Genomic DNA, 23,944 nt, shown 5'->3' on the forward strand with positions numbered 1-23,944 from the left:
TTCATTGCGCCAAGACAGGCGGGCGCATCCATCGCATCCAGGTTCGATTGCTTTTCGACGTTTACCTCCGTCAGGTTGCACATCCTAATTAGTAGTAACCGAAATTTGCCTAGATACGGTGGGTTGTCTTCTCATTGGTTGCAATCTGGTTTAAACGCTCAATATCAGCCAGTCCGGTCACAATTACTGCAGAGCCACCCACTGCGAGTGGTTCTAAAACCTGGTGATTGAAGGACTCGATATCTGACCAACCAGTTGCAAGAACTCTGGCGCCAACCGGAACATCAGAATGCTGGATGATTTCCGGCAATGTGCGGGTAGGCTGGAAGAATTGATCGCCATAAAAACGCACTGTGGGGCCAAAATCGATGGCACCATTAGGCAGTTCACCGCCACCTTCAACAACTCCACGACCAAAAGGATCCTCGCTGACAATCAGCACATCACTATGGCCCTTGTAGTGGGAAAATCTATCGAGGGAGGTAAAGATGGCATCTGCCTCGGGATCATCAAAAGAGACCTCAACACTAGTTGCTAAAGCGCCGAGCATAATCATTGCGGCCTGCCAGCTCACCGGCAAATCAATAGTGATGAGCGAGCCTTCCTCCAGATCCAATTCCTCAAGGAGCATATTGCCAACCTTGGACGCCCAGTTATCAAGAGTGATGGCGGAGAAATCCAAACGCGCACCCGTGGACTCGTTATAAACAGTCAAACGAGGGGAGGCAGGATCAAGAGCAAGCAAGTGGGAGAGAAGTTCCATAACTCCAAGCCTAAATAAAAGCTAGAGATTGTGCTTAAAGGGGAGTCCGGTGGTCAAAGTTTGACCACCGACTACGGCTATTAGCTATCCAATTCCTCTAAACGCTGCAGTAATTCCCTTAAGCGGCCTGACCTGAGCTCTTCGAGCAAATAGTCATCACCCATCATGGATGCGATATTAAAGTGTTGAGTGAGTACAGCAAGGATGTGCTCTGCGCTTAGTTGTTCAATCACATTTTGTTTGAGGAATTCTGGAACAGGTAGGCCCCCTAGGGCTGCTTGAGGATTCTCCGGGCTAAAGGCTGTCAGTTGTTCCTTGAGCTTTGAGAGGAGAGGAATAACCTCTGTATCCGCCCCCTCGAGATTCTCAGCTTCTTCTAACTGTGGGATGAATTTAGTCAAATCGGAATATTTCTTTTCTACCTCTACCTCGAGTTCATCATCTCGGGGTTCTACATCATTTGCCAGTGGTCGAAGGGTGAAAACCAATGCTTCCTGCTCTAGCCCCAGTTGAGTAAAAACTCTGCGGAGGAAGCCAATCTTTACACTCGTACTAGAGCCAGTGTCTACAAAAAGCCCGTGGTCAATTTCACGGAGACTGCTGTTACTGTTGTTTGAAGTTGCCAGGCAGATTTCTTCATTGGTCAAAGCTATGAGTTCCTGGCGGAAGGATTGGTTCAAGACTTTTAGAACGCTCTGGAGCATGTCTGCCCAGGACGTTACCGTTTCCTTGTAGTCCTCATATTCAAAGGCGACAATTTCGCGTCCGCGGAAAGAAAGATCACTATCTAAGGATTCTGTAGGAAGCACAGCTTGTGGTGGCTGGAAGGTTTCTTTTGGAAGGGGCCAGTAGTCCAGCGCTGCTTGAGTGAGCAGCTCGGTTCGCTCAATTAGCTGTTCTTCAGACCAATGCTTCTGCTTTTTGATGAAATTATTGATGCGATAGGGGGATACCAAAAATCCATTTTCCATCGTCCGCTTGCGCTCATAGGAAGAATTTGAATAGGCGGAGTTGTAGCCGGTGATGGTGAGGTTACCAATTCTATTAATCCAAGTCTCATGAATTCGAGCATATTCAGGGCCGAGTTCAGCTCTCCACTGATCGTTTAGGCTACGTGGCATGATGTGTTCAATGGAGAGAGATCCTTCATCCAGACTTGTTTGGATGTCACGAACATCATTGGAATCGGCATTTTCTAGACAATCAAATAAGTAACGCCTGTTTTCGTTATGAATATTCCAGAAATTTTTGGTTGCGAAGTTCTCACGGAATTCACTGTCGGAGGGAAAACGCCCGGAACCATCGCGACGTTTCAGAATGTAGGCCAGCAGTGAGCTATAACTTTGCCCTGGAGTCCAGAATTTCTTGATGTCGCTATAAGCAGTGGAGAAGATCTTGCTTAAGGCGTTACTAGCAACCCCGACTGCAAAACGGCGGAATAAATAGGATTCCAGAACTTTTAGAACTCCGAGGAAGTCTGATTCGGTGATGATGCCGTCTTTAGCATCTTTGAGAACAGGCAGCAGAAAAGGCAAAACCACATCGCCCATGACAGGGACAAAACGCTTAAGACACCTATCGGCAGCTATAAACCCAGTAGTGGCACCTAAGAGATCTCGGTACAGCTTCGCGTACTCGTACATATCGTCGAGGATGAATTCGACCGGGAGCTTGGAGTTACGGATGAATTTCTTGAATTCCTCATAAACATCTTGCTTTCTTGGGGTGCGCGCGGTTTTGAGAGTTAAGTACCAGCGAATGAAATTGTCGGTATCAAATTTCACGCAGACTTCAATGGGATTCCAACGCTGCTCATAGAGCTTTTCTTGGGTTTTGAGCTCCTGATCCATAAGAACCAAGTTGCGTACCTTATCAGCTTCACTGAGCTCTAATCCCGTGGAGTTGAGACTTTCAAAGATTCGCTGCGGATCATCAAATTCCTCAAGGTCAAGATACATGACCCTGAGTTTCTCGATAGCTTCCCATAGTTGAGCTGCGGTGAGATCGGTTGCCTTAAGGACATTGCGGAAGTAGCGATAATTAGCAGTGAGGTTTGAGGACTCTATGAATTCAGATTCTGGGCCGAAGAGCTTTTGATAAGCCTCATTATCGTTTTTAACTGGCTTGAGCTTGAACTTGAGGTTTCCCTCATTGCCGGATCGGAGGTAGTCATCCTCAATCAATGTGGCTAGATCAATGTTGTAGCCAGCATTAAACTCACCTTCTTCAACTTCAGATGCGCGCAAGGAATGTACCAGCGCAAGCATGAACAAGCTGATTGTTGTAAGACGCTGCTGTCCATCGATGACAACCCAGGTCCAGCTGCCTTGAGGCTTACCAACCACAGCTCCAAAAAAATGTTGACGGTGGTTTTCTTTGACCACTTCGCTGAGGTCATCAAAGAGGCGTGAACATTGCTTTTCAGTCCAGTCGTAATTGCGTTGATAAACCGGGATTTCCAAGGTTCGGTGCTTGCCGTCATAAACCTTGGTTATTTTTTGAACGTCACCACGCATTGGATATTCACCCTTAGAATTGAGAAGAATTTTCTTTAAAAATACAGTGTATGCGCAGAGGCCGACACCGTTCGGAAATACTTTCGAACTTTAGTTACTTGGTGCTCTAAACCCGCGGCAGCAACTCCGAAGGCTCAGTATGCGTGGTGAGAACAAGGGCATCACGTGCACGAGAAGCTGCAACGTAGAGCAAGGAGCGTTCGCGCTGTTGGGCGTCGTTACGCTCGGCCTCGCCTAAACCTTGCATGGTGTATTGCAAAGGAATGAGGTCACGGCCCATTCCGATCAAGATGACATGGGTAAACTCCATGCCTTTAGCTCCGTGCATTGTCATTACACTGACAGTTTCGTGGGCTGCAAGTTCGGCATTTTGCGTCTTGACGGCATCGATGCCCTGCTCAGAGAGCGCATTAACCACGCGGTTGATCAAAGGACGGGTGCGTGCCAAAATGCCGATGCGTACATCGGTGGTCCTGTCCTGCCACACCTTGATGAGCTCAGCGATTGCTTCGAACTCGTCGGTCTCAGATTCAAATTGGTAGAGGTGTGGCTTGGGGCCCTTACGCGCTGAGCGATAGTGCTCAATTGTGTCCGTTTCGCCTTCGGCGTCGGTCCATTCACCGGTGAGCATGCCAAGTGCGTAACTGAGGTTTTCGGCGGTGGTGCGGTAGTTAAGGGTGAGTCGCTTAGACGCCCGACCGCGGGTGGAAATACCAAAACGGCTTAGCACATGATGTTGGCCGTAGATGCGCTGGTGTGAATCCTCAGCCAAGAAGATGTCATTGGGACCTTCGGCTACCGCAGCCCTGAGTAAGAGCCAATGTCCGGCGTGGAAGTCCTGGGCCTCGTCGATAAGCACATGGTCAAATAGCCGGCCCTGGCCGGCGGCGGCGCGCTGCTCCAGGATGTTTGCGGCGATGGAGGAAAGCGCTGGCCAGGACATCTTTCCTTCGCGCGCACAGGAAGTCATGAATTGCTGAATAATCGCCCACACTTTTTTGCGTTGTACGCGGTTTAGTGGGGTACCACGGCCGGGACGAGGTGCACGCAGATAGTCCTTTTCTTGGGTGATTCCGCGGGCTAGGATTACGGTTTCAAACTCTTGGGCGAGGAATTCAGTATTGCTGATTTCTTCTGATAGATCGCCGGGATCTGCGGAAATGATCGCGTCGATCCAAAATTCTTGTTCGCCGTTGCCGATGAATGGGGTGATTCTGCCGGCTGCACGCCCCAAGATAGCAGTGGTTGCTGCCTCACGTTCGGCGGTGTTTGCTAGCGCAACCACCTTATTTGCCAAGGCATCAATTCCGCTGATCCACAAGCCAGGACTACCGGGTTTTTCTGCCTCGGGGAAAGTGGGATTAAGCGCGTTCATGGAGGATTTCAACGCATCGGCCAAACCGCGGGTATAGGTGGTGAGCAGGACTCGAGGCGTCTTATCGTCGGTCTCAAGGTGTCCATCAGAAGTGACCAGGCGGTTGGCACGGTGGACTACCACCACGGTTTTGCCGGTGCCAGCTCCACCAAAAACGCGACCCGATCCGCTGAAGTTGCGGGTGACTAAGGAGCGCTGGCTGGGGTCGATATACACGCGCCAGCTATCAAAACCTTCAGTTTCAATAACGCGGCGCAGGTCATTGCTATTTGGGGTATCCAAATAGGCAAAGTCCATTTGCGCTGCTGGGGTTTTAAGCCCAGCAATGAGCCTGGTATCTTCGCTGCGGGTATCCGGCTCTGTGGAAGGTGCGGGGATAGCGAGCGATTCGCGGATATCTTCAATGCTCAAACCGGCGACAAGGCCGATAAGTGCGTCTTTTTCCCACGTCGGGCTGCTAGGAAGCGCTGCTGCGATGTCATCCTCTGAGGCAAGTTCCAACACAATACGGGTGGCAGCCGGGTCAATGCCGAGCTCGGCTTCCAGGACTTCTGGGGTGTGCCCTGCATGTGCGAGCGCCTCACCAGGGCTGGGCAGCTCCACTGGGGTGGGTACTTCGACGGCGTCCCGGAGTTGCTCCTCCGCCCGCTTTGCGGCCTCTTCCGCTTTGCGACGAGATTCCTGATCGTCTTTTTGCGCAGGAACGGTAGTTTCCTCGATGAGTCGAGTAATGCCGTTAACAGAGTTGACTTCAAGGCGGATTTTTCCTGCCTTGGTGATGGCATCATCATGGGGATAAACACCAACCACTACAAAGTGATGATCAAATTCGTCGTGAAGCTCAAAAAGCACTGCGCGGAATTGATCATTGACCCGACCTGTGCGGACGCGGGAGTCGATGCTGTTTTTGATGGGCTCAATATGAAGCCCCGGGGAAGCTGGATTGGTGGCTAGTTTATTGAGGAAATCGAGGGTGAGTTTTTTGAGGCTGCCGTCGATATCTAGTGCGCCGTGCACGCTATAAGAAACCATGATTTTTATCTTTCATAAACTTTGGGTGTACTAGGGACGAAGGGCAGCGGGAATATCGGAGGTCTCGAGGTCATTTGCAAAAAGCAGCGTCCAACCTTCAGCTTTGAGATCATCCTCCAAAGGCTCATCGGGATCAGATTCATAGAGCAAAGCGATCTTGACACTCGGCCACGTAGCAATCGTAGGAATACTCGAGAGCTCATCACCGGTGGTCTCTGGAACCAGGGCATGTTCCTTAGCCAAGATCTGCAAAGCGCCTTCGGCTTCTTCATCTTCATCGGCGGTAAAGCCATCCAAGATGGGAGCCCACAATTCAGGAACTTCAACAGCAAGCGGAGCTGCTGGAGCAGGCACAATATCAATTTTATGCGGTGAACCATTAGTGCTTACGTCTACGGATTCCGGTGCCAGCCACATGAGGTTGGCCAAATTGAGGAAGGCAGTCCAGGTATCCACTTCCAGCTCTTCTGGAGTGGTGGGAGCAAGCCACAATTGGCGGGCGCGCAGTTCCCGATTAACCATGGTGGCCCGCAAGGAAATCTTATTGCGGAAGGTACCAACAATTCCGTCGCCATTTTTTTGTGGATTATGCCCAAGCATGTGAGCAGCAGCGATATGAGCAAACTCCTTCCACGAGGATGCCGCGGGATTATCTAAAAATGCCAAGAGTTGATCCATAGGCGTTGCTGCCAGGAGTGCAGTTGATTGTGGATCAAGAATCAAATTTGCTTTGCTGAGCTGCCTGCCGATGGGGCTAAACCATGCTGGTTCCTCACCTTGTGCAGCGGGATTACTAAAGCGGTCGAGGTCTAAGCTAGTGATATTCCACGGCAAAATATTGTCTGGATCGAGCGCTAGTTTCATCCGTTTCTGAATATCGCCATCAAGACGGTAGTTAGCTGAAGAGATATGGAACGCAGCGCCATCGGTAAAAACAGCCACGGTGGGATAGTTGCCGTTGAGCGGTTCAAACCAGAAATCAGGGCGTGTATATCCACGATCAACTTGTTCGCTCATCCGCCAGCGCACACCGGAGCTCATCTCAATATCCACATAAGAGTTTGAGCCGTTGACGCGGTCCACAAGTTTGGCATGGCGATTTTTTAAGGCGCGTCGCAGCATCACGCGGAAACGCAGTTCCAACTGAGAGCCAAGAGTGTTCTCTGGGCGCTTTTCCAAGAAAGTCCAGTCCGGTACTGCAGAAAGGTCAGTGATTTCTTCGGGGCGCGAGCTATTGAGCAAAATTGCGCGCAAGGCTTTTTCTGCAGCTGCGCGGGAAGTCTGGAGGAGCGTGGCAGTGCGGGTATAAGGCAACAAACATTCTGGGCAGGCCAGCCTTTCATCATACTGGCATTGGCACCTAGACACCCGCTCCCAAGCTCGGGAAATAAGTTCACGAACCTTTGTAGGATCGGCAAATTGGTTAAGATAACCCGTGCCTCCTGGAACCTGATCGTGCAGCAAAAGGGCATCAAGTGCACCATCGCCAGAAGTACGGGGGACCTGCACACTGGTGACATCCAGGTGGTCAGGATCGCCACCCAACACCTCACGAAATCCTAATTTGATAGCAGCAATGAGGCTGGTTACCACCATAGAATCGGCTTCACTGCCAAAATATTCGGGCAGCAGCATGAGCACGCCTTGGGTTTTAAGAGTACGACCCAAAGCGAAAGATACGGTATCTTCTTTTTGCTCATAACGGTGTGGGCACCAGGGTCGGTGATCCCAGCGTGAGTTAGCTCCTGCCTCGGAATCTAAATGTCCACAGTGGCGGCACACATTAAATAGTGGGCTGGTGACTTCAAAGCCACCGAGCCGACGCTTTTGGCCATTGCCAATTCCTAAGTTCAGCCAGCGTAATTCCACCTTGGGCAGATGCTCAATGCCAAAACCATCATTCAAATACCAGGATTTTCCATGGCCATCTGGTGGAACGACAAAGCTGACGTGCTGGTTAAAGCGGGTGCTAAAGCGATCTTCACGGTCATCGCTAATGGCAGCGCGAGTTTTCTCCACTGCGGAGGAAACCTTACGCATTTGCACTACCTCTAGGATTTGTCCCTTATCGGCAAAGGCGGGGGAGCCACAGGTAGGACACGATCCCGGTGTAGAGACACCCGGCTGGAGGATTTCGGAGTGCGAGCACACGGGGCACAACCGCCATTGCTCAATGGCAGAGCCATGTTCACCAATCTCAATGGAATCAACTTTGGCAGCAATTCCTTGGGCATAAAAGGTCGCACCGGGAGCGAGCTCAAAAAGCGCTGCAGAGATCCCACGCGAGTAGGCATGATTCTTGGTATCAAATTCCACTTCCTGGGGGTTGAACGAAGTAACCGCCACATTAAGTTCTACGGAATCATCAACCAGGGTGAAGTTGGGCAGGAGACCATAACGCTCCAAAGCAGCGATCCAGAATTCACCAAGTAGATCACGGATTTGAAGTTTGACGGCTTTAAGGGAAGCTGCGGTTTTACGTTTTTCTTCCTTTAGCTCTTCATCATGTGCATCATTGCGCGCATCTAGTTTGTCAAAGATTTTTTCGAGTTCTCCCCGCCGCGCGGTAAGGCTGCGGCGTTCTTCCATCCACTCTTTTTGGGAGGTTTCCAGCAGCGCGAGGAGGGAGTCTGTGCTATTTCCAGATGCCCAAGTGCGCAGTTCGAAAATATTATCAATGCTGATTTGCATGTTGAGGGTGCGTACAAATTCCTCCAGCAAAGGATCTAGGCCTGCGTGAATCTGCGCTTTGAGTAATGCAACCAAAGGTGTTTTTCCGGCGGCATTATCAAAAACATCAATTGCTGTTTCGAGTTTTGGCAGTTCGGCGCGAGTATCTAAGCAGTCGATCACATATGCCAAGAATTGGCGGTGCAAGATTTCACTGGCGGAAAGATACGCAACTGGTGGGGTAATAGCTCCCTTGATCATGGAGAGCGGTTGGTTAAGACGAGGCAATGTGACACCGCGGCCACGCACCACGGCGAGTACCAACGAGTTTCCGCTGAGGCGCCCGGCACGACCAACACGCTGTACATAACTGGCCACTGATGTTGGCAAAGACGCAAGCATCACGGTGGAGAGATCGCCGATGTCAATACCCATTTCCAGCGTTGGCGTAGCTACCAACACATTGGGCGCATCGGGGGATTGTTTGGCCGAGCCTTCTCCACCTCTAAAGGATTGTTCGAGTGCGAGGCGGTCTTTTTTCTTGAGCATGCTGGTGTGCTCGCGGGCAATGACAGTGCGCGGTTCAATTGCGGAATAAAGCCTGCGGTAGTAGTTGTCTTCTACTTCCTCGGTATGGAGAACGCCCCCACAACTAGGGCTAAAACACGGAGCGCCATCAAGAAGTTCACGCACATGATCAGTTACACCAGTTTGGGCATGGCACACGCTGCATTCCAGAACTTCGGGATGGTCTTCGCTAAAAATACGGATGCGTTCGGCCTCGAGGCAGTAGATTTTTCCGCCGCTGTCGGTAGATATTGAGGAGAGAATGCTGCGGTTGCTTAAAGCGTCGAAAAGCTTTGTGATGGCGGTGGCGGCATCGTGGGTGCTGATGCCAAGCACCTGCGAGGTCCAGGACGCATAACGTCCGCGCGGGCTACCAAGCGGGGTGGTGCCGGTGCTGGAACGCAGGGATCCGGAAAGTGCGGAACCTACACGTGGGAATTCAGGTGCACCACCGCGGACAAAACCGGGAATGCCCTCAGCGCGGGCTTGGCGGCGGTTAAGCATATAGGGGTTGCCATCGGTGCGCAGGTAGGCGCCAAACCACTCATGGTTGATGCCCCCGCGGGCGCGCAAAAGTTCCAGGGCACCTTGCACCCAGCGCAGTCGCAGGTTCTCATCCTCAATATCTAAGGTGGGAACTTCGATGGCATAAAGTGCTTCGGCAGCCGCGGACAATGCAACACCTTTGGGCAAATCCACAAAAGCACTCAAAGCGCCGGTCAGCGCAAGGGAACGGGGTAGATCAGCGCGTTGTCCAAACTCGAGGGCGAGATCAAAACTTAAACGTTTATGCACATTGCGGGAGGCCTCACGGCGCTCAGCCTTGCTGGCATCGGGGTGCCAATAAGGTTTGTAAATATCAAGATCGGTCAGGTCAGGGGGTAGGAGCTCATAACGGGTGCGCCCAGAGGTGGCGTTATCCATCAGCGCCCGGGAGATTGATGGCAAGGTGACTTCATTATCACCCACTGCGCGCCGGGTATAGGTACGAAGGGCAAAAGCGCGGGAACGTGCTTGGACGTACCCGGCGCGGTGCGCGGCATCTTGCACGGAATCGGCAAAGACCAGCGTCTTTTTCTCAGCGCTATCCAAATCGGCCATACCAAAAAGATTGGAGAGTGAGACAGAGAGCAGGGTAGAGATTCCCGATCCGATATAACGGATGGAATCAACATCACCACAGGAAGGGCAGGTCTGTTTGGCGGAGAGATCGTCTGCCTCAGGGCCAAAGTGGGTGAGCACTGCGATAGAAGAACCTGATTGTTCTTCTTCTGGGCTGGGTTGGCGCGTGCTGAGTTCATTGCTGGCGCTATGGAACCACAGCACTGCTGAGGTGCCATCAACTCCTCGCGGCCCAGCAACGCTGCGCCCCTGCTCAATGGCTGCGCGCTGCTCAGAGGTGGCGTCGAGAAGCGCTCTTTGTTTATGGGGTTGTTCAAAGGAGTTGAGGCGAATTTTTTGTTCTTCCAACACCGGGATATTGGTGCCTTGTTCCAGGCTGACCATCCAGCCGGAACGGCCACAACTGCGGCAATAACACGCCGGCAACCATTGTTGGGTATTGGCATCTTCTGCCGGGCCATCATCGGACCAGCGAAACATGGATTGTTCATCCCCAACCCCCAGGGCGCGGTCAATGCGGGAGACCTCGCGCACCCAAAGATGCGTTTCGACGCCAGGTAGGCGCTTGGCACCCCAGGCGGCAACTTTGCCGTATTCCGCGCGCACAAATGCCATGGCAGCCAGTGCATGGCTGATAAATTCCGCAGCTTTAACCTCACCTAAGATGCGGGCGGTAGCCCCCAATACCAGCTCCGGAAGGGCAGTGACCTCATCTTGATCACGCCTGCTAAGCGGGGTGGAATCAGCAGCATGCTGCAAAATCGCAGCAGTTAAATCATGAGCCGCATAAGCACTGATCGCTGCGTGCAGATCAGCCTCACACAGCCACACTTTCTCACAAAAAACGCGGAAGCAGAGCTGTGCATAATCGTCCTCATGTTGAGCTGTGGCGATGGTATCTAAAACCACCTCAATATCTTCCACAGTGGGTAGCTCACGGGGCTCGCTAACTGCTGGGGCACCAAAATTCTGGGCAATTTCTGCGCGCCATTGATCCAGCTCCAGGCGAGTTTCCCCGACGATGGCATCAGCTGGAAAACGCTCACCAAAAATGGTGTAAGCAAAATCCAACATGGGGGAGCCGGAATCACCAGAACCCAAGGTTGCTGAGGTAGCCACTGGCGTAATAATGCCCAATGGCCGGTGCATGGCACTATCATCCAAAAAATTAGCAGGCTGCTGGGATTTCAGCATGAGCCCCAAACGCCGCAACAACAACGCCACATCTGTACCTTGAGCACCGTCATAAGTGTGGAACTCATCAAGTACTAAATACTGCAAAGAGGTGGCGGATTTTTGCCACATTTCGCGGTCGACGCTGCGCAGCAAGAGCTGATCCAACATTTTGTAGTTGGTGAGCAAAATATCTGGGGGACTAACCCGCATGGCTTGGGGATCATTAATAAGCTCCCTTTCGCCCATCTGCGTGCGATTGCCCTTGGCTTCACCGGTATAAATACCGGCGGTAACACCTTTAAGTGCTGGGTTATTGTGAATGAGCCGCGCCAAACGATCTGCCTGGTCATTGGCCAAGGCGTTCATGGGATAAAGCAACAGCGCCTTGATGCCTTGTTGGCCACGTTTCCGCAGGCGCAGGGCATGATCCAGAATCGGGTAGAGGAAAGATTCCGTCTTACCGGAACCCGTTCCAGTTACCACCAAGGTGGGATCGGGGCGGCGATCTTTACCTCGGTTATCGAGGGAACTCAGCCGCTGAAACGCCGCTTTTTGATGGTGATAGGGCACAAAGTTCTCAGGTAACCAACTCAGCACATTTTCCCATTCCTGTGCCTGAGCATAGGGCAAACGTGCACGCACATAAGGCCCGTGGAACATGCCGGAATCACCGTGGCCCAAGAACCGCTTGAGCTCGGTGGCCACTTGCTTATCCGCAAGGGAAAAACTGGTGGTCAAATATTCGGTGATGCCTTCTTGAATGCTGCCAGCCGCATGGACAGGAATGAGTGAGGACATAAGCGCTCTATGGCTCCTTTAGCTGGTTTTCAAATTTTGCATATGCAGCACGCAGATCAGCTTCACGATCCAACACCCGGAAAGGATATTCAAAGGTATAGGACACTTCTGATTGGGGATGCACCCAGGTGCGCTTTTCCACGCTGAGCTCTTGGCCATCTTTAAGTTTCTGCTGCAGCTTGATGATCTCTTTAGGAACTTTACGGCCATTGGCATCAAAATGATCTTCTTGATCATATCTACGCATCACTGGGAATTGAGTGCGATAAATCATGCACAGCTCATCAGCACTAATACCCAAAGACAATGCCACCATGGCATCAATATCGTTTTGCGCTGCTCGACGTTGCTCGGCATTGCGCAAAGGCACCTGAACATCCCACGGCTCACCGGTGATCTCTTCCCACAATGGGGCATAAGCTGAGGTCAGGCAGTTGAGGCGGAGGTATGTGCGGGCGAACTGCTTTTCCAAGGATGTGAAATTTGGAAGTGGAATCTTGCGAACAATGTCGTTAAATATGTGGCTTGAACCCGAGGACCGAGCAAAATAGTCACTTAGAATTGCACCAAGCTGTGCTCCAACGAGAATGGTTTTTAAGTTTGAACGTGATGCAGCGCTATTAACTGTGTGCACATGGTTGGCTCCCGGTGGAATTACTGATGGGTAGACAGTCCTAAATCCCGTGGTGGCAGCCATCTCCCTCCATGCAATTCGGAAAGTGTCTGCAACTGGTACCTGCTTGTCCCCGAAAGTCCAGGTGCCGTAGTCAGCATCATAAGTGGGCTTTGTTTGGCGATCGGGCTGGTACGCCGTTGCAGGTATGAAGTTTGCAGGAATGGCCTCGAAATCAATTTCAGACCAATCTTGATTATGCTTCATTGTCGGATTGGGCTGCTTGATCATTGGTGTAGCAACACCCAGGTGCGGCCCCTGCAAAATGGCATCAGACCAGGAAGCTGGGTAGCCCCAACCAACGTCAAAGTATCCCTTTTTCTTATCGGTGGTTTCATTCCAGCCACTGGAGAACTGCAGCCCGAGTTCTTTGATACGAGGTGCAGAAGCCAACTTTTCCAACACTGCTGCTGCTTCCGTGTTGACGGTATAAACCATGCGGGTATCCAAGTATGGCGTTTGTTCATCCTCCAGGATGGACTTCCACACCGTCAAAGTATCGGCATTGACCAGTTGGATACGGTCCTTGTGTGGGCGACGGTCCCAGTTGCCATTGTCGTCTTTAAGACCAGGGAGATTACCTGAACCGTCATGATCAAGTGAATCAAGCACTGTTTGTGGGTGATAAAGCGACGCAGCACTTAAAAAGTTAATAGATTCCTGCGGAGCGCCATAGACATGTACGCCATATTTAACCAAGTCGTGGACGTCAAAAAGAATCAACTCATTAATGAACTGCCAGTGGCGGCGCAGACGCTCATATGCTCCCCGACGTAGCGGGGCAGCTTTTTTCTCAGTGAAGTGGGATTCGGGGTGGATCAGTGAGATCGCACCTGCCGGGGAGGCATTAGACCAAGTCTTTTCCATAAAGCCCCGGTAGAGGTCCGGGCGTTGATCTTTAAGATGCGGATAGAGAGTAACCGAACCGAGGATCGCAGAAGTAGCCACGGTTTCACCTGCACCACTGACCACATGTTCGAGGCTCTTAGGATTGTTGTGAAAATTCTTCTGGCGTTCTTTTTTGGATGCCTGGGTTGGTTTACTCATTACAGCCCACCACGGATCATGTTCAGCAAGCAGATCCTCAAAGTTCACATCTGGTCGCACCCATGGTGGATTACCAACCTGCAGATCAAATCCACCCTTGGCAAAAACGTGGGCGAAGTCTAGATCCCAGTGGAAGAAGCTCTGTTGTTTAGCCACTTGGCGGGCAACATTGATCCACGGGTGATTCGCGCTAACACGCTCAAAGCTCAATGCCCCAGAAAAACCAAGATCAGTAGCCTCGGCATCATTAATGGCTAGCCAATTGGTATCTGGACCTAAGACAATCTGATTTTCGTTTTTGGACTTCAGAGGGAGATCAATACCCAGAATCTCCGTCAGGGTGGCTAGCCACTCATCAAGATCTGGAAGGGCTGGACGCTCCGGATGCTCAGCGGTAGCAACAGCATCCAAAGGCCAGAACCACAGCGCACACCAAGCATCCATCACCAAGCGTAGACGGTTATATGCACCATCAATATTGCCAAAGAGGTCTTGTTCAATTTGCTCACGTGTGACAACCTCCGAAACCTCAGCTGGCTCTTGACCCCAGAGAGTAGTGCTACGTGAGATCTGGGATTCTGCAATGCGAATACGCATCAGCACAAATCGCCATAGTGTTTCCACGCGTAGGGCAAGGTTATTGAGCTGCTTAATCTGAGTTTTACTCAAAGACGCACGGATGGAAGTACGCCAAGATTTAAGCTCCTTGATTTCAGTAGCCATAAGATCTTTAAGATCTTTGGCATCTGCAGTGGCTCCCCAGCCAGTAGAGGGCAAGAGGAAGTGGTGGATGCCGTGGTTGAAGAGGGGTTCTGCTTTGTTTTCATCAATAGCCTGCGCGATATCATCAAGCCGATAGCGGGTTGGAGTAGCAGTTAACCAGGCTTTTTTATTAAGCAGACTAGGTGCATACAGCGAACGGGTGGCACCAACGAGGGAGTTACCATTACGCAGGTGCAGGCCATACCAAGGTGCGTCCATTTCTGCATTCATGGTGTCTAGCCACAGCGAGATTTCCGCCAACTCCACAGCAGTGCTGTTAAGGTCCACACCATAAACCTGGTGCAGCGCAATGTGCGCTTTGACCTTTTGGAGTTCCTTGGCACGGTCTTCCGCTGGAATCTGCTGCTCTAGTTCTTCTTGGCGCAATTCCAAATAAAGCTCTGCTAATTGGCGTACTGCTTCCACAGCGAAGGCGCCGGAACCCATGGCAGGTTCACAGATGGTGAGGCTGAGAACATCATTGGCTGTGGTGATGCGCTTTGATGCCTGGAGTTCTTCAATAGCCTGGGTGACAGTAAAGCTGGTGAGTACTTGTGGGGTGTAGAAGGACGCTGAGCGTTCGCGGTCACGAGAGGACTGACGGAACACAAATGATCCGCGCGGGTGGCGTTTACGCACCTTGATTACGCCGCCACCAGGGGCTTCTTGATCAACTTCGATAAAGCTATCGGCAGGGACTTCATCAGCCTTTGAGACCGGGAGCATCCAGGAACCTTTATCGGCTTTGCCATGTGGTGCAACCTCAAAAAGATCTTCCTGGGCGATAAAGCCGGTATAGGACATCAGACCCTCATAAACTTGGCCAAGCTCGGTAACACCCAAGGTGGCATAGGAGATAAAGCCGCGGTCTTTACCGGATTGCACCCGGGAGAGCAGGAGGTTTTCCAAGACCTTGTTTAGGGCTTCATTGGAAAGACCAACTCGATCAATAAGTTCTGTGGCTGCAGGGAGGAAGAGATCCGCTGAAAGGTTGCGGAAGTGCAGGCCTTCTTCTCCAGCCTCGGCATCAAAAGCTACAGCCTTAGCATCTGTTGGGTGGTGGCCTTTATCCACCAGAGTGAACAGCAGCTGCAGGGAATCATAAAGGTGGGTGCCCGTGCGAGCATGCTGGGTAACTGGGGGATTAAGAATAAGCTCGCGCAGGCGTGCCAAGCCATAACCCTCGTCATATTCCGGGGTGCCGGTTGGCAGGATTTCAAGCTCTGGTGAAGCCTCGGCAAAAAGCAGGAACAAAATGCGGTAGAGATAGCGCAAAGATTGCTTAGCTAGCTCGCCACCGTCGATCTCAGCGGTGGAGAGCTCTTTAGCTTCATAGCGTGTGAGCACGTCATTGCCCAGGATTTCAATGGATTCACGCACCGCACTGCGTAGCTCGCCAGAAACCTTGACAGCATGTTCGCGGGATTGCTCAATGGTTTCTTCCCACCAGGTGGTGCCATCGGCGGCACGCTCGGTATTTTCGCGGGCTAGTGCTACGACCGTCTGCTGCATCTCACCCTGGGCTTTGGTGTCATTACGTTCCACCACCAGGGAAATATCAATAGCTAGGTGGCGGCCTAGAGGCCAGGTTTCACGCTCGGCTAAAACCACCCATTTACCAGCGGTGATAACAACAAAAGCAGGGGGAGTATCACTAAGGAAAATCTGGCCCACCAATTTGGCTGCGGTGATATCCTGGGGCTTGTCATTGACCGCTACTGGCTCAAGGGGAAGGGATCGGAAGTTCTCTTCAAAGCTTTCAGCGGGAGTCGCTGCAAGAAATTCCACACTGCCGGCATTTCCCACCCAAGAGGAATAGGATATTGTGTCGGAGCCGCGCTGCGCGTGGCGCGCGCTGGGGACACCATACCCCAGTGCAGAGGCCACTAAACTGGCGGCGGTGGTGGCGTCGTCAAGCTCAGAAAGAGCATGCTGCAACTGCAGGCGGTTGCTGGAAAAACGAGTTAAAGGGCCACTCTGCTGGGTTGCGTCCTCGGTGGTTTTCCATTCTTTAATGCGCTCGCGCACCCGCTTGGAAAATGAGGCACCTTTGGCATCGTCATTGGTGAGGTAGTGGTCACTGATCCACTCTTCAACATTTAGGATCGAATCAAATGCACTCATTGTGTTAAACCTCGGTGTTCAAAGTTGCGGGCTGCGGAAGAATGACGGCCAAAGGCCTAATAAGTTCACGGTCTGGCTCGAGAGCATTACTCAATTTCTGCTGCTCCTCAATCAATTTTGCAGTTCGCGCGGTACGGGACGTGGACGCTGCGCCACTTCGTTTGTTATTCCAGGCTTCGGCTCGCTTAGCCCAATGCTCAACGCGAGTTTGAGCCTGAGCGCGGGCGGCGATCATTAATGGACGGATCTCGCCGCGGGCGGCCTGAACAGCAAGGGAAATAAGCTGCTCAATATCGTCGGGGAGTGCAGCGGTACCTGGGTTAATGGCGGTTTCATCGAGGCCTATGGAATGTAACCATTGGATGGGATCGGACAGCACCTCAGTATCAAAGGGGCCAGAAGAAGCCACAAAAGAACGAGACACAATTTGGCCACGCCGATTGCTCAATGTGGACATAAGCAGCACCGTTGGCTCTGTGACTTTGCCACTAGCCGCCGGAATTTCCGAACGTGGCATGGTTGCCAGCGCGCGGTCAGCTGCCCACGAAGTGACTGGGTGCAGGGGGCCTAGATAGTGGGCACTTGGCCAGGTACTGCCATCTTCACCAGTGCGCGCAGCGTTGAGGCGTTCTTGGCCACGCATCAGTGTGGAAGCTAGTAGGAGATCTTCCTTAACTTTCCGGGCAGCCACATAATCCTGCGGGAGGAAATCTAGACGACGGCGCAGATCATCGGTGGGGGTGAGCTCCACGATGTCATTATCGTGTTTTTTGAACCCCACGCCACCGCGGTTGATGGAATCCTCCGGTACGTTATTGAAACCTTCGAGGAGGCAGTCATAGAGGAAAGAGCTTTCCTGTGCATACAACCGGCGTTGTGCATGCTGCGTGCTATTGGAAGCTGCATCTGGTGCTGTTTGGTTTTCTGTTTCTGCTTCTGCTTCTGTTTCTGCCTTGGCATCGGCTTGGGCGATTTGGGCTAGCAACCAATCAATATCATCTAGGCCTGCTGGGTTTTCTAGGACTTCCGCTGGATCAGCCACTGCATCATTAAAGTTTTGGGCACCGCGCAGGACTTCGCGGATGGTTTCTTCTTCCAAACGCTCAGAGTGCTTGCCCATGAGAGATGCGGCATCACCGAGCAAAGAGTGCGCCTCATGTTCGCGCTCCATGAGCCTCTCCAGCACATGGACTTCACCTACTTTGGAATCCTCGGCGGGATCGAGCAAGAAGGTAACGATGGAAGGGTTGTGGGTTTGACCATAACGATCAATACGGCCATTGCGCTGCTGAATGCGGATCAGTGACCACGGGATGTCATAGTGCACCAAGTTGTGGCAGAGAGTATGCAGGTTCACACCTTCTGAGGCAACATCGCCGGTGATCATGATGCGGATGGGAGAATCCGTCTTTTTAAACTCATCCACCAGGCGCATTTGCTCCTGGTCGGGGAGACCGCCGTGCATAACAGCAATAGAGTTGGGTGGCATCTTGAGATCACGGATGAGGTTTTCCTGCAGCCAGTGCAAAGTAGCGACACGCTCAGAGAAAATCACCACGCGGGTATCGGAGTTCTTCTTCACTCCGATGTCACCGAGGTAGCTCAGTAGAGATTGGTACTTCTGTGAGGTCTGCGGGGTGATCGCAGAATTAAGTTGTGAAAGGGTTTCTAGGGCGCGTTTTTCTTCTGGTGCAGAGGCCTTTTTGAGGCGATTGGACACTGTTTCGCCCAAGGCTGCAGGGGAGGAGAGAAAAGCCTTCACCAATGTCCAGGGGAAGAGGCGATCCTTGATCGGATTGCTCGCACCTGGTGAAATCCACACATGGTTGAGTTCTGCAGCAACGCCGTTTTCTTCTTTTGACGCAGCGACCAGGAAGTTCTGAGGCTCATTGCGTGGAGCCCATTTTTCGCCCACAAAACCTGAAACCTCAGGGCTATTGCGATGGCGACGAATGATCAGACGCTGTGCAGCTTCGGCATCAATGGTGCCATCAGGCATCACAGCGGTGGGATCAAGCAAACGCAAGATCTCCTTAAAGGATTCTGGATCACCATTGTGCGGGGTGGCAGAGGCCAAAATAAGAGCCTCGGCAGTAGGCGCAAGTGTGCGGGCTAGCTCATTATTTTGGGTGCCAGCATTGGTTGCATTGTGGATTTCATCTATAACCACCGCATCCCAGTGCACCTTTTCTAGTTGCGCGCGGTACTTCGGAGATTTCAAAGTATCCATAGAGACAATCACGCGCGGGAAATAAGTAAAAGGGTTGCGTGATGCTGGCAATTTTTGGCGCACTTGCTGGATGCCCACGGAATCTAGACGAACGAGCGGGATGGCAAAACGGGTCCACATTTCCTGCTGGAACTGCTCCATAATGTGGCGCGGGGTGACTACCAAAATGCGCTCACCACGGCCACGGCGGATAAGTTCCGCCAAGATCATGCCCATTTCTAGGGTTTTGCCAAGTCCCACGGCATCAGCAATAAGCACGCGGGGGCGCAAGTTAGCACTAGAGAGGGTTTTGCGCACGGCTGCTAATTGGTACTCCAGTGGATCGGCGAGCATTTGATCTGCCACGGAAAGTGACTCTTGATAGAGCGGTACCGGAGTTTTACGCATGGTGGCCTCCAACCACAGGCGGGTGCGACGGTAATTGGAGGAATCATCAAGACTGACGGTGACCTGGGTAGGGTCAATGACCTTCAAATCTTTATCAAGTGCGGTGAAGAACGTAGCTTCGTGGTCCCGCACATAATCAGAGAGACCACGAGCTTTAACCCTAAAACCATCTGTGGAGCGAGTAACGTGAGTAACCAGCCAAATTTCATCTCGGACTTCAATGGTGACACCCGGGGATAGAGAGTCAGTAGAACTTAGCGCACCTGATTCAGACATAGGTTAAAGATTAACGCGTCTTAACAAAGTATTTGCGAATACGGTCCACTTTGTGGCAAAAACGCCACACCCCGCAGCCCACGGTGGTGGGCTGCGGGGAGGCGTCGAAAAGCGGGGTTTTAGTTAACGCAACGGGGACCGTCGCCACCAGCATCGAACTCGGGGCTTTCAATCGGTTCACCGACGTCCGCACCGGGCTGGCCGACGGTGCTGGATGTCACGGCGTTTGCTTCCGCGGTAGGGCCAGCGTAATCGCCGGCGGATACGACGATGACGGTGTTGTCGTCGAGGGAAGAGTTGGCCACGATGGGGAGGCCGCCGAGGGCTTCGGAAATCGCGAGGGCCTTGGCGCTGTCTTCTTCGGCGGCGAGGATCTGGGACTCGTAGTAGAGGCCTTCCGCTGCGTTGCCGGTCTCTGCGATGGAGTAACCCAATTCCTGCAGTTGCGCGGCGATACCGTTGGCGAGGCCTTCGACGTAGGAAGCGTTGAGGACGTGGACCTCGACTTCGCTTAGGTCAGGGGCCTGATCAGCAGATTGATCGTCGGAGCCGTCTTCTGGAGCTGGCTCTGCTTCGCCGAGTGCTTCTTGGAAGAATGCATGCACCTGGTTGACATCGATGGTGACAACGGACTCGCCGTAATCGCCGGTGCCGTCGATAGAGGTAACCGGGATGGTGGCAAATGTGACGTTGCCGCCCGCGAGGTTCTGCAGCTGAGTGGCAAAGCTCATGATCTCCCAGCCTTCGTCGATGACGACGGAGCGGGTGACGGCATCAGCAAGTGCGGAAAGCTTTGCAGGGTTGGTGAGTGTTCCAGAAGACAGCACCTGATTAACAAGCGATGCCATATACGACTGCTGGCGGACGATGCGGTCGAGGTCGCCGCGGGGGAGATCGTGGCGCTGGCGCACATAAGACAACGCATCGGAGCCACCGAGGGTTTGACGGCCTGCAGGGAAGTTGGCGCCGGATAAAGGCTCATCGACGGCGTTGTTGAGGCAGACTTCGACACCACCGACAGCATCGGTGAGCAGGACGAATCCCAAAAGGCCAACTTCGGCGTAGTGATCGACGGTGATGCCGGTGAGATCTGACACAGCATCGATCAAACCTTCTCGGCCAGCATCCTTCGCCCGGGTTTCCAGCTCTGACTCATTGGTGAAACCCTGTTCCATGAGCTCAGCGCGACGGGCATCCTTGTACGCACCGTAAACGCCGTTGATCTTCATGTTGCCGTAATCGTCATCATGAATATAGGTATCGCGAGGAATCGACACAGCGGTGGCAGAGGAACCATCGTTAGGAACACGAATCACCATGATCGTATCGGTGTTGTCGTTCTCCTCGTCGCCTGCGCGGAGCATCGCCAGCTCCTCCTCAGTCAGCGTGTTGCCCTGAGCATCGGAACGGGAATCAGAACCCACCAACAAAATATCGGTAGCACCGTCAGCAGCATTGCCGTCCTGGATGCCGCGACCGCCACCAAGGTTCAAGTTGCCAGAAGCGACACCATCCACTTTTCCGACAGCAAGATACCCCAAACCCGATACCAACAACACCAGCACTGAAACAAAAGCGACAACGCTTCGGAACACAGGATGGCCCGCTTGTTTAGTTGATTGCATTGCTGCCGGAGCAGGCTTAATGTCACGGACGGGACGATACTTTTCAGTCACGTGCTGCTAACCCTTCGCGGTAATTAGATTGTCGGTCAAGTTCTGTATGTGTTCTGTATTTATGGAGCGGGGGTTTTCATACGCGGCCATTGGCTGCTTGGGGCGGCCTTGGCGACTTTAGGCTGCTGAACTGTGCTCAAAAGCTTGTGTGCCGGTGTCCTCTCGGCAAGCGAGAAGCCCCGATGAAATTATGAAAAACCATAGGTTCTGGACAATTCTAAGCCATATGAGGGTGTTTTCCTCATCGGTTATCGGGAGTGGCGGATACTTCTTGCAAACTTAAACCACTATGCTTTCGCTTCGTGAGTACTTTGAAATCCCCCATCGCTGTGATCACAGTGACCTATTCACCAGGTAAATACTTGGCGTCGTTCCTGGATTCTTTGCCTGGTGCGACTTCACGAGACACCCACGTTGTGATGGCAGACAATGGTTCTGTGGACGGTGTTCCTGAGCAGGCAGCAGCCTCACGCAGCAACGTGGAGTTCCTCTCAACTGGCGGCAACTTAGGCTACGGAACGGCTATTAATATTGCCGCCCGATCGTTGCGTGCGCGCCGGGAGGCAGGAGAGATCGATGGGGAGTTCTTCCTCGTCTCAAACCCTGATGTTGTTTTTGACGAAGACTCTATTGATCAATTGCTTGAATGTGCGAAACGTCACCCTGAAGCAGGAGCGGTTGGCCCGTTGATCCGTGAGGCGGACGGTTCGGCGTATCCGTCGGCTCGGGCGGTACCCACTTTGGCGAATGGCATTGGTCACGCTTTGTTGGGTGCTGTGTGGAAATCCAATCCGTGGTCGGCGGCTTACCGTGACGATGAAGATATGGACACTGAGCGCACTGCTGGCTGGCTGTCGGGATCGTGCCTGTTATTAAGGTGGGATGCGTTTGATCGAGTTGGTGGTTTTGATGAGCGCTACTTCATGTACATGGAAGACGTTGACCTGGGAGATCGGCTGGTTCGCGCCGGTTTCACCAACGTCTTTTGCCCAAGTGCGCAGATCATCCACGCGAAAGGTCATGTTGCGGGTAAAAACCCAGAGAACATGTTGCCCGCACACCACGAGAGCGCGTATCGCTTCCAGGCTGATCGCCTCGCGAAGCCGTGGCAAGCCCCAATTCGGTTGGCTCTGCGAATTGGTTTGAAATTACGAGCCGGAGTCGCGGTTGGTGTCTCTAAGATGAGAACGAAAGCCTCTTAGACCGTCGACGACCACCGGACGGTGAATTCAACTCATTTCAGGCAAATGTAAAGTGAATCTACATTAATTTTCTGAAATGGATTTGCTGCGGCCCCGGAATTACCCTTTTCGCGGCCGTCATCAAATTTGTACCCCCTTAAAGACACCCTAAACACGAGTGAAATAGGAACACATGACTTTAACTGACAACAGCAAAAACGTTGATGCTGTCATCTTGGTCGGTGGCAAAGGTACCCGACTGCGCCCCCTGACCGTCAATACTCCAAAGCCAATGCTGCCAACTGCTGGCCACCCATTCTTGACCCACCTTTTGGCCCGCATCAAGGCCGCAGGCATCACACACGTCGTGCTGGGAACGTCATTCAAAGCTGAAGTCTTCGAGGAATACTTCGGAGATGGCTCCGAAATGGGCTTGGAAATTGAATATGTCGTCGAGGATCAGCCTTTGGGCACTGGTGGTGGCATCCGAAACGTCTACGACAAGCTGCGTCACGATACTGCGATTGTGTTCAACGGCGATGTGCTCTCCGGTGCGGATCTCAACAGCATTCTGGACACCCACCGCGAAAAGGACGCAGATCTGACCATGCATCTCGTGCGCGTAGCTAACCCTCGTGCGTTTGGTTGCGTCCCCACCGATGAGGATGGTCGCGTCAGCGAATTCCTTGAAAAGACCGAAGATCCACCAACCGATCAGATCAACGCCGGCTGCTACGTGTTCAAGAAGGAACTCATCGAGCAGATCCCGGCAGGCCGAGCAGTTTCCGTCGAGCGCGAAACCTTCCCTCAGCTGTTGGAAGAAGGCAAGCGAGTCTTCGGCCACGTCGACGCTTCCTACTGGCGCGACATGGGCACCCCAAGCGACTTCGTCCGCGGCTCGGCTGACCTGGTCCGCGGCATTGCGTACTCCCCATTGCTCGAAGGCAAAACAGGAGAGTCGCTTGTCGACGCCTCCGCCGGCGTTCGCGACGGCGTCCTGCTGCTCGGCGGAACCGTAGTCGGCCGCGGCACTGAGATCGGTGCCGGCTGCCGCGTTGACAACACTGTTATTTTCGACGGCGTCACCATTGAACCAGGTGCGGTCATTGAAAATTCCATCATTTCCTCGGGAGCACGCATCGGTGCTAATGCGCACATCTCCGGTTGCATCATTGGCGAGGGCGCACAGGTTGGTGCTCGGTGTGAACTCAACGCAGGGATGCGCGTCTTCCCAGGCGTTGTGATCCCAGACAGCGGAATTCGTTTTTCGTCTGATCAGTAGGCATTTTTAGCCCTTTTGGACGGGCGTTTTCACAGCGACCGTTCGGGGGCGAAAATGTTTTTGGTTGAGCGGTTTTTGGAGATTATGCAGCACTGCTTATACTTGTAGGGAGTGCTGATCTTGTGGCAGAATCTGTCTAATTAAGATTAATGACACAATATGTAGTACCCCCGGAAAATGCCCCCGCGAGAGGGCTTTTGTGACTGGTGTGAATATTGTGAATTAACCGGCGGAAGTTTGGCTGATTTTTTCTGTAACGGTTGACGGCGATGTACCAGCACGTGTGT

9 protein-coding genes are annotated in these 23,944 nt (G+C 52.6%); 2 read left to right on the forward strand and 7 right to left on the reverse strand.

Annotated features, from left to right (window positions below):
* Positions 1-109: 109 nt before the first annotated feature.
* From CGL_RS03655 to lcpA, 7 genes are all read right to left on the reverse strand, one after another.
* Positions 110-763 (reverse strand): TIGR03089 family protein, encoded by a 654-nt coding sequence (locus tag CGL_RS03655; protein WP_011013855.1) that lies wholly within the window; start codon positions 761-763, stop codon positions 110-112.
* A gap of 80 nt (positions 764-843) precedes the next feature.
* Positions 844-3,279 carry a DUF262 domain-containing protein gene (locus tag CGL_RS03660; RefSeq protein ID WP_011013856.1) on the reverse strand — a complete coding sequence of 812 codons (2,436 nt, stop codon included), beginning with the start codon at positions 3,277-3,279 and terminating at the stop codon, positions 844-846.
* A gap of 106 nt (positions 3,280-3,385) precedes the next feature.
* Positions 3,386-5,686, reverse strand: coding sequence for a 3'-5' exonuclease (locus tag CGL_RS03665; RefSeq protein ID WP_011013857.1), 2,301 nt, complete (start codon positions 5,684-5,686; stop codon positions 3,386-3,388).
* 30 nt (positions 5,687-5,716) lie between these two features.
* Positions 5,717-12,019: a DEAD/DEAH box helicase gene (locus CGL_RS03670; RefSeq protein ID WP_011013858.1), complete on the reverse strand. Its 6,303-nt coding sequence runs from the start codon at positions 12,017-12,019 to the stop codon at positions 5,717-5,719.
* Positions 12,020-12,026: 7 nt separating this feature from the next.
* On the reverse strand, positions 12,027-16,625 hold the full coding sequence (locus tag CGL_RS03675) for an Eco57I restriction-modification methylase domain-containing protein (protein WP_011013859.1): 4,599 nt from the start codon (positions 16,623-16,625) through the stop codon (positions 12,027-12,029).
* 4 nt (positions 16,626-16,629) lie between these two features.
* Positions 16,630-19,518, reverse strand: coding sequence for a DEAD/DEAH box helicase (locus CGL_RS03680; RefSeq protein ID WP_011013860.1), 2,889 nt, complete (start codon positions 19,516-19,518; stop codon positions 16,630-16,632).
* A 119-nt stretch (positions 19,519-19,637) separates the two neighbouring features.
* Positions 19,638-21,194 carry a cell wall biosynthesis protein LcpA gene (gene lcpA / locus CGL_RS03685; RefSeq protein WP_011013861.1) on the reverse strand — a complete coding sequence of 519 codons (1,557 nt, stop codon included), beginning with the start codon at positions 21,192-21,194 and terminating at the stop codon, positions 19,638-19,640.
* A 302-nt stretch (positions 21,195-21,496) separates the two neighbouring features.
* Between lcpA and CGL_RS03690 the strand changes: the two genes are divergently transcribed.
* Positions 21,497-22,396, forward strand: a complete 900-nt coding sequence (locus tag CGL_RS03690; protein WP_020948530.1) for a glycosyltransferase family 2 protein — start codon at positions 21,497-21,499, stop codon at positions 22,394-22,396.
* Positions 22,397-22,568: 172 nt separating this feature from the next.
* Entirely contained in the window at positions 22,569-23,657 is a 1,089-nt protein-coding gene (locus CGL_RS03695) for a sugar phosphate nucleotidyltransferase (RefSeq protein WP_011013863.1), read from the forward strand.
* Positions 23,658-23,944 lie beyond the last annotated feature (287 nt).

Source organism: Corynebacterium glutamicum ATCC 13032, assembly GCF_000011325.1.
Taxonomy (GTDB): Bacteria; Actinomycetota; Actinomycetes; order Mycobacteriales; family Mycobacteriaceae; genus Corynebacterium; species Corynebacterium glutamicum.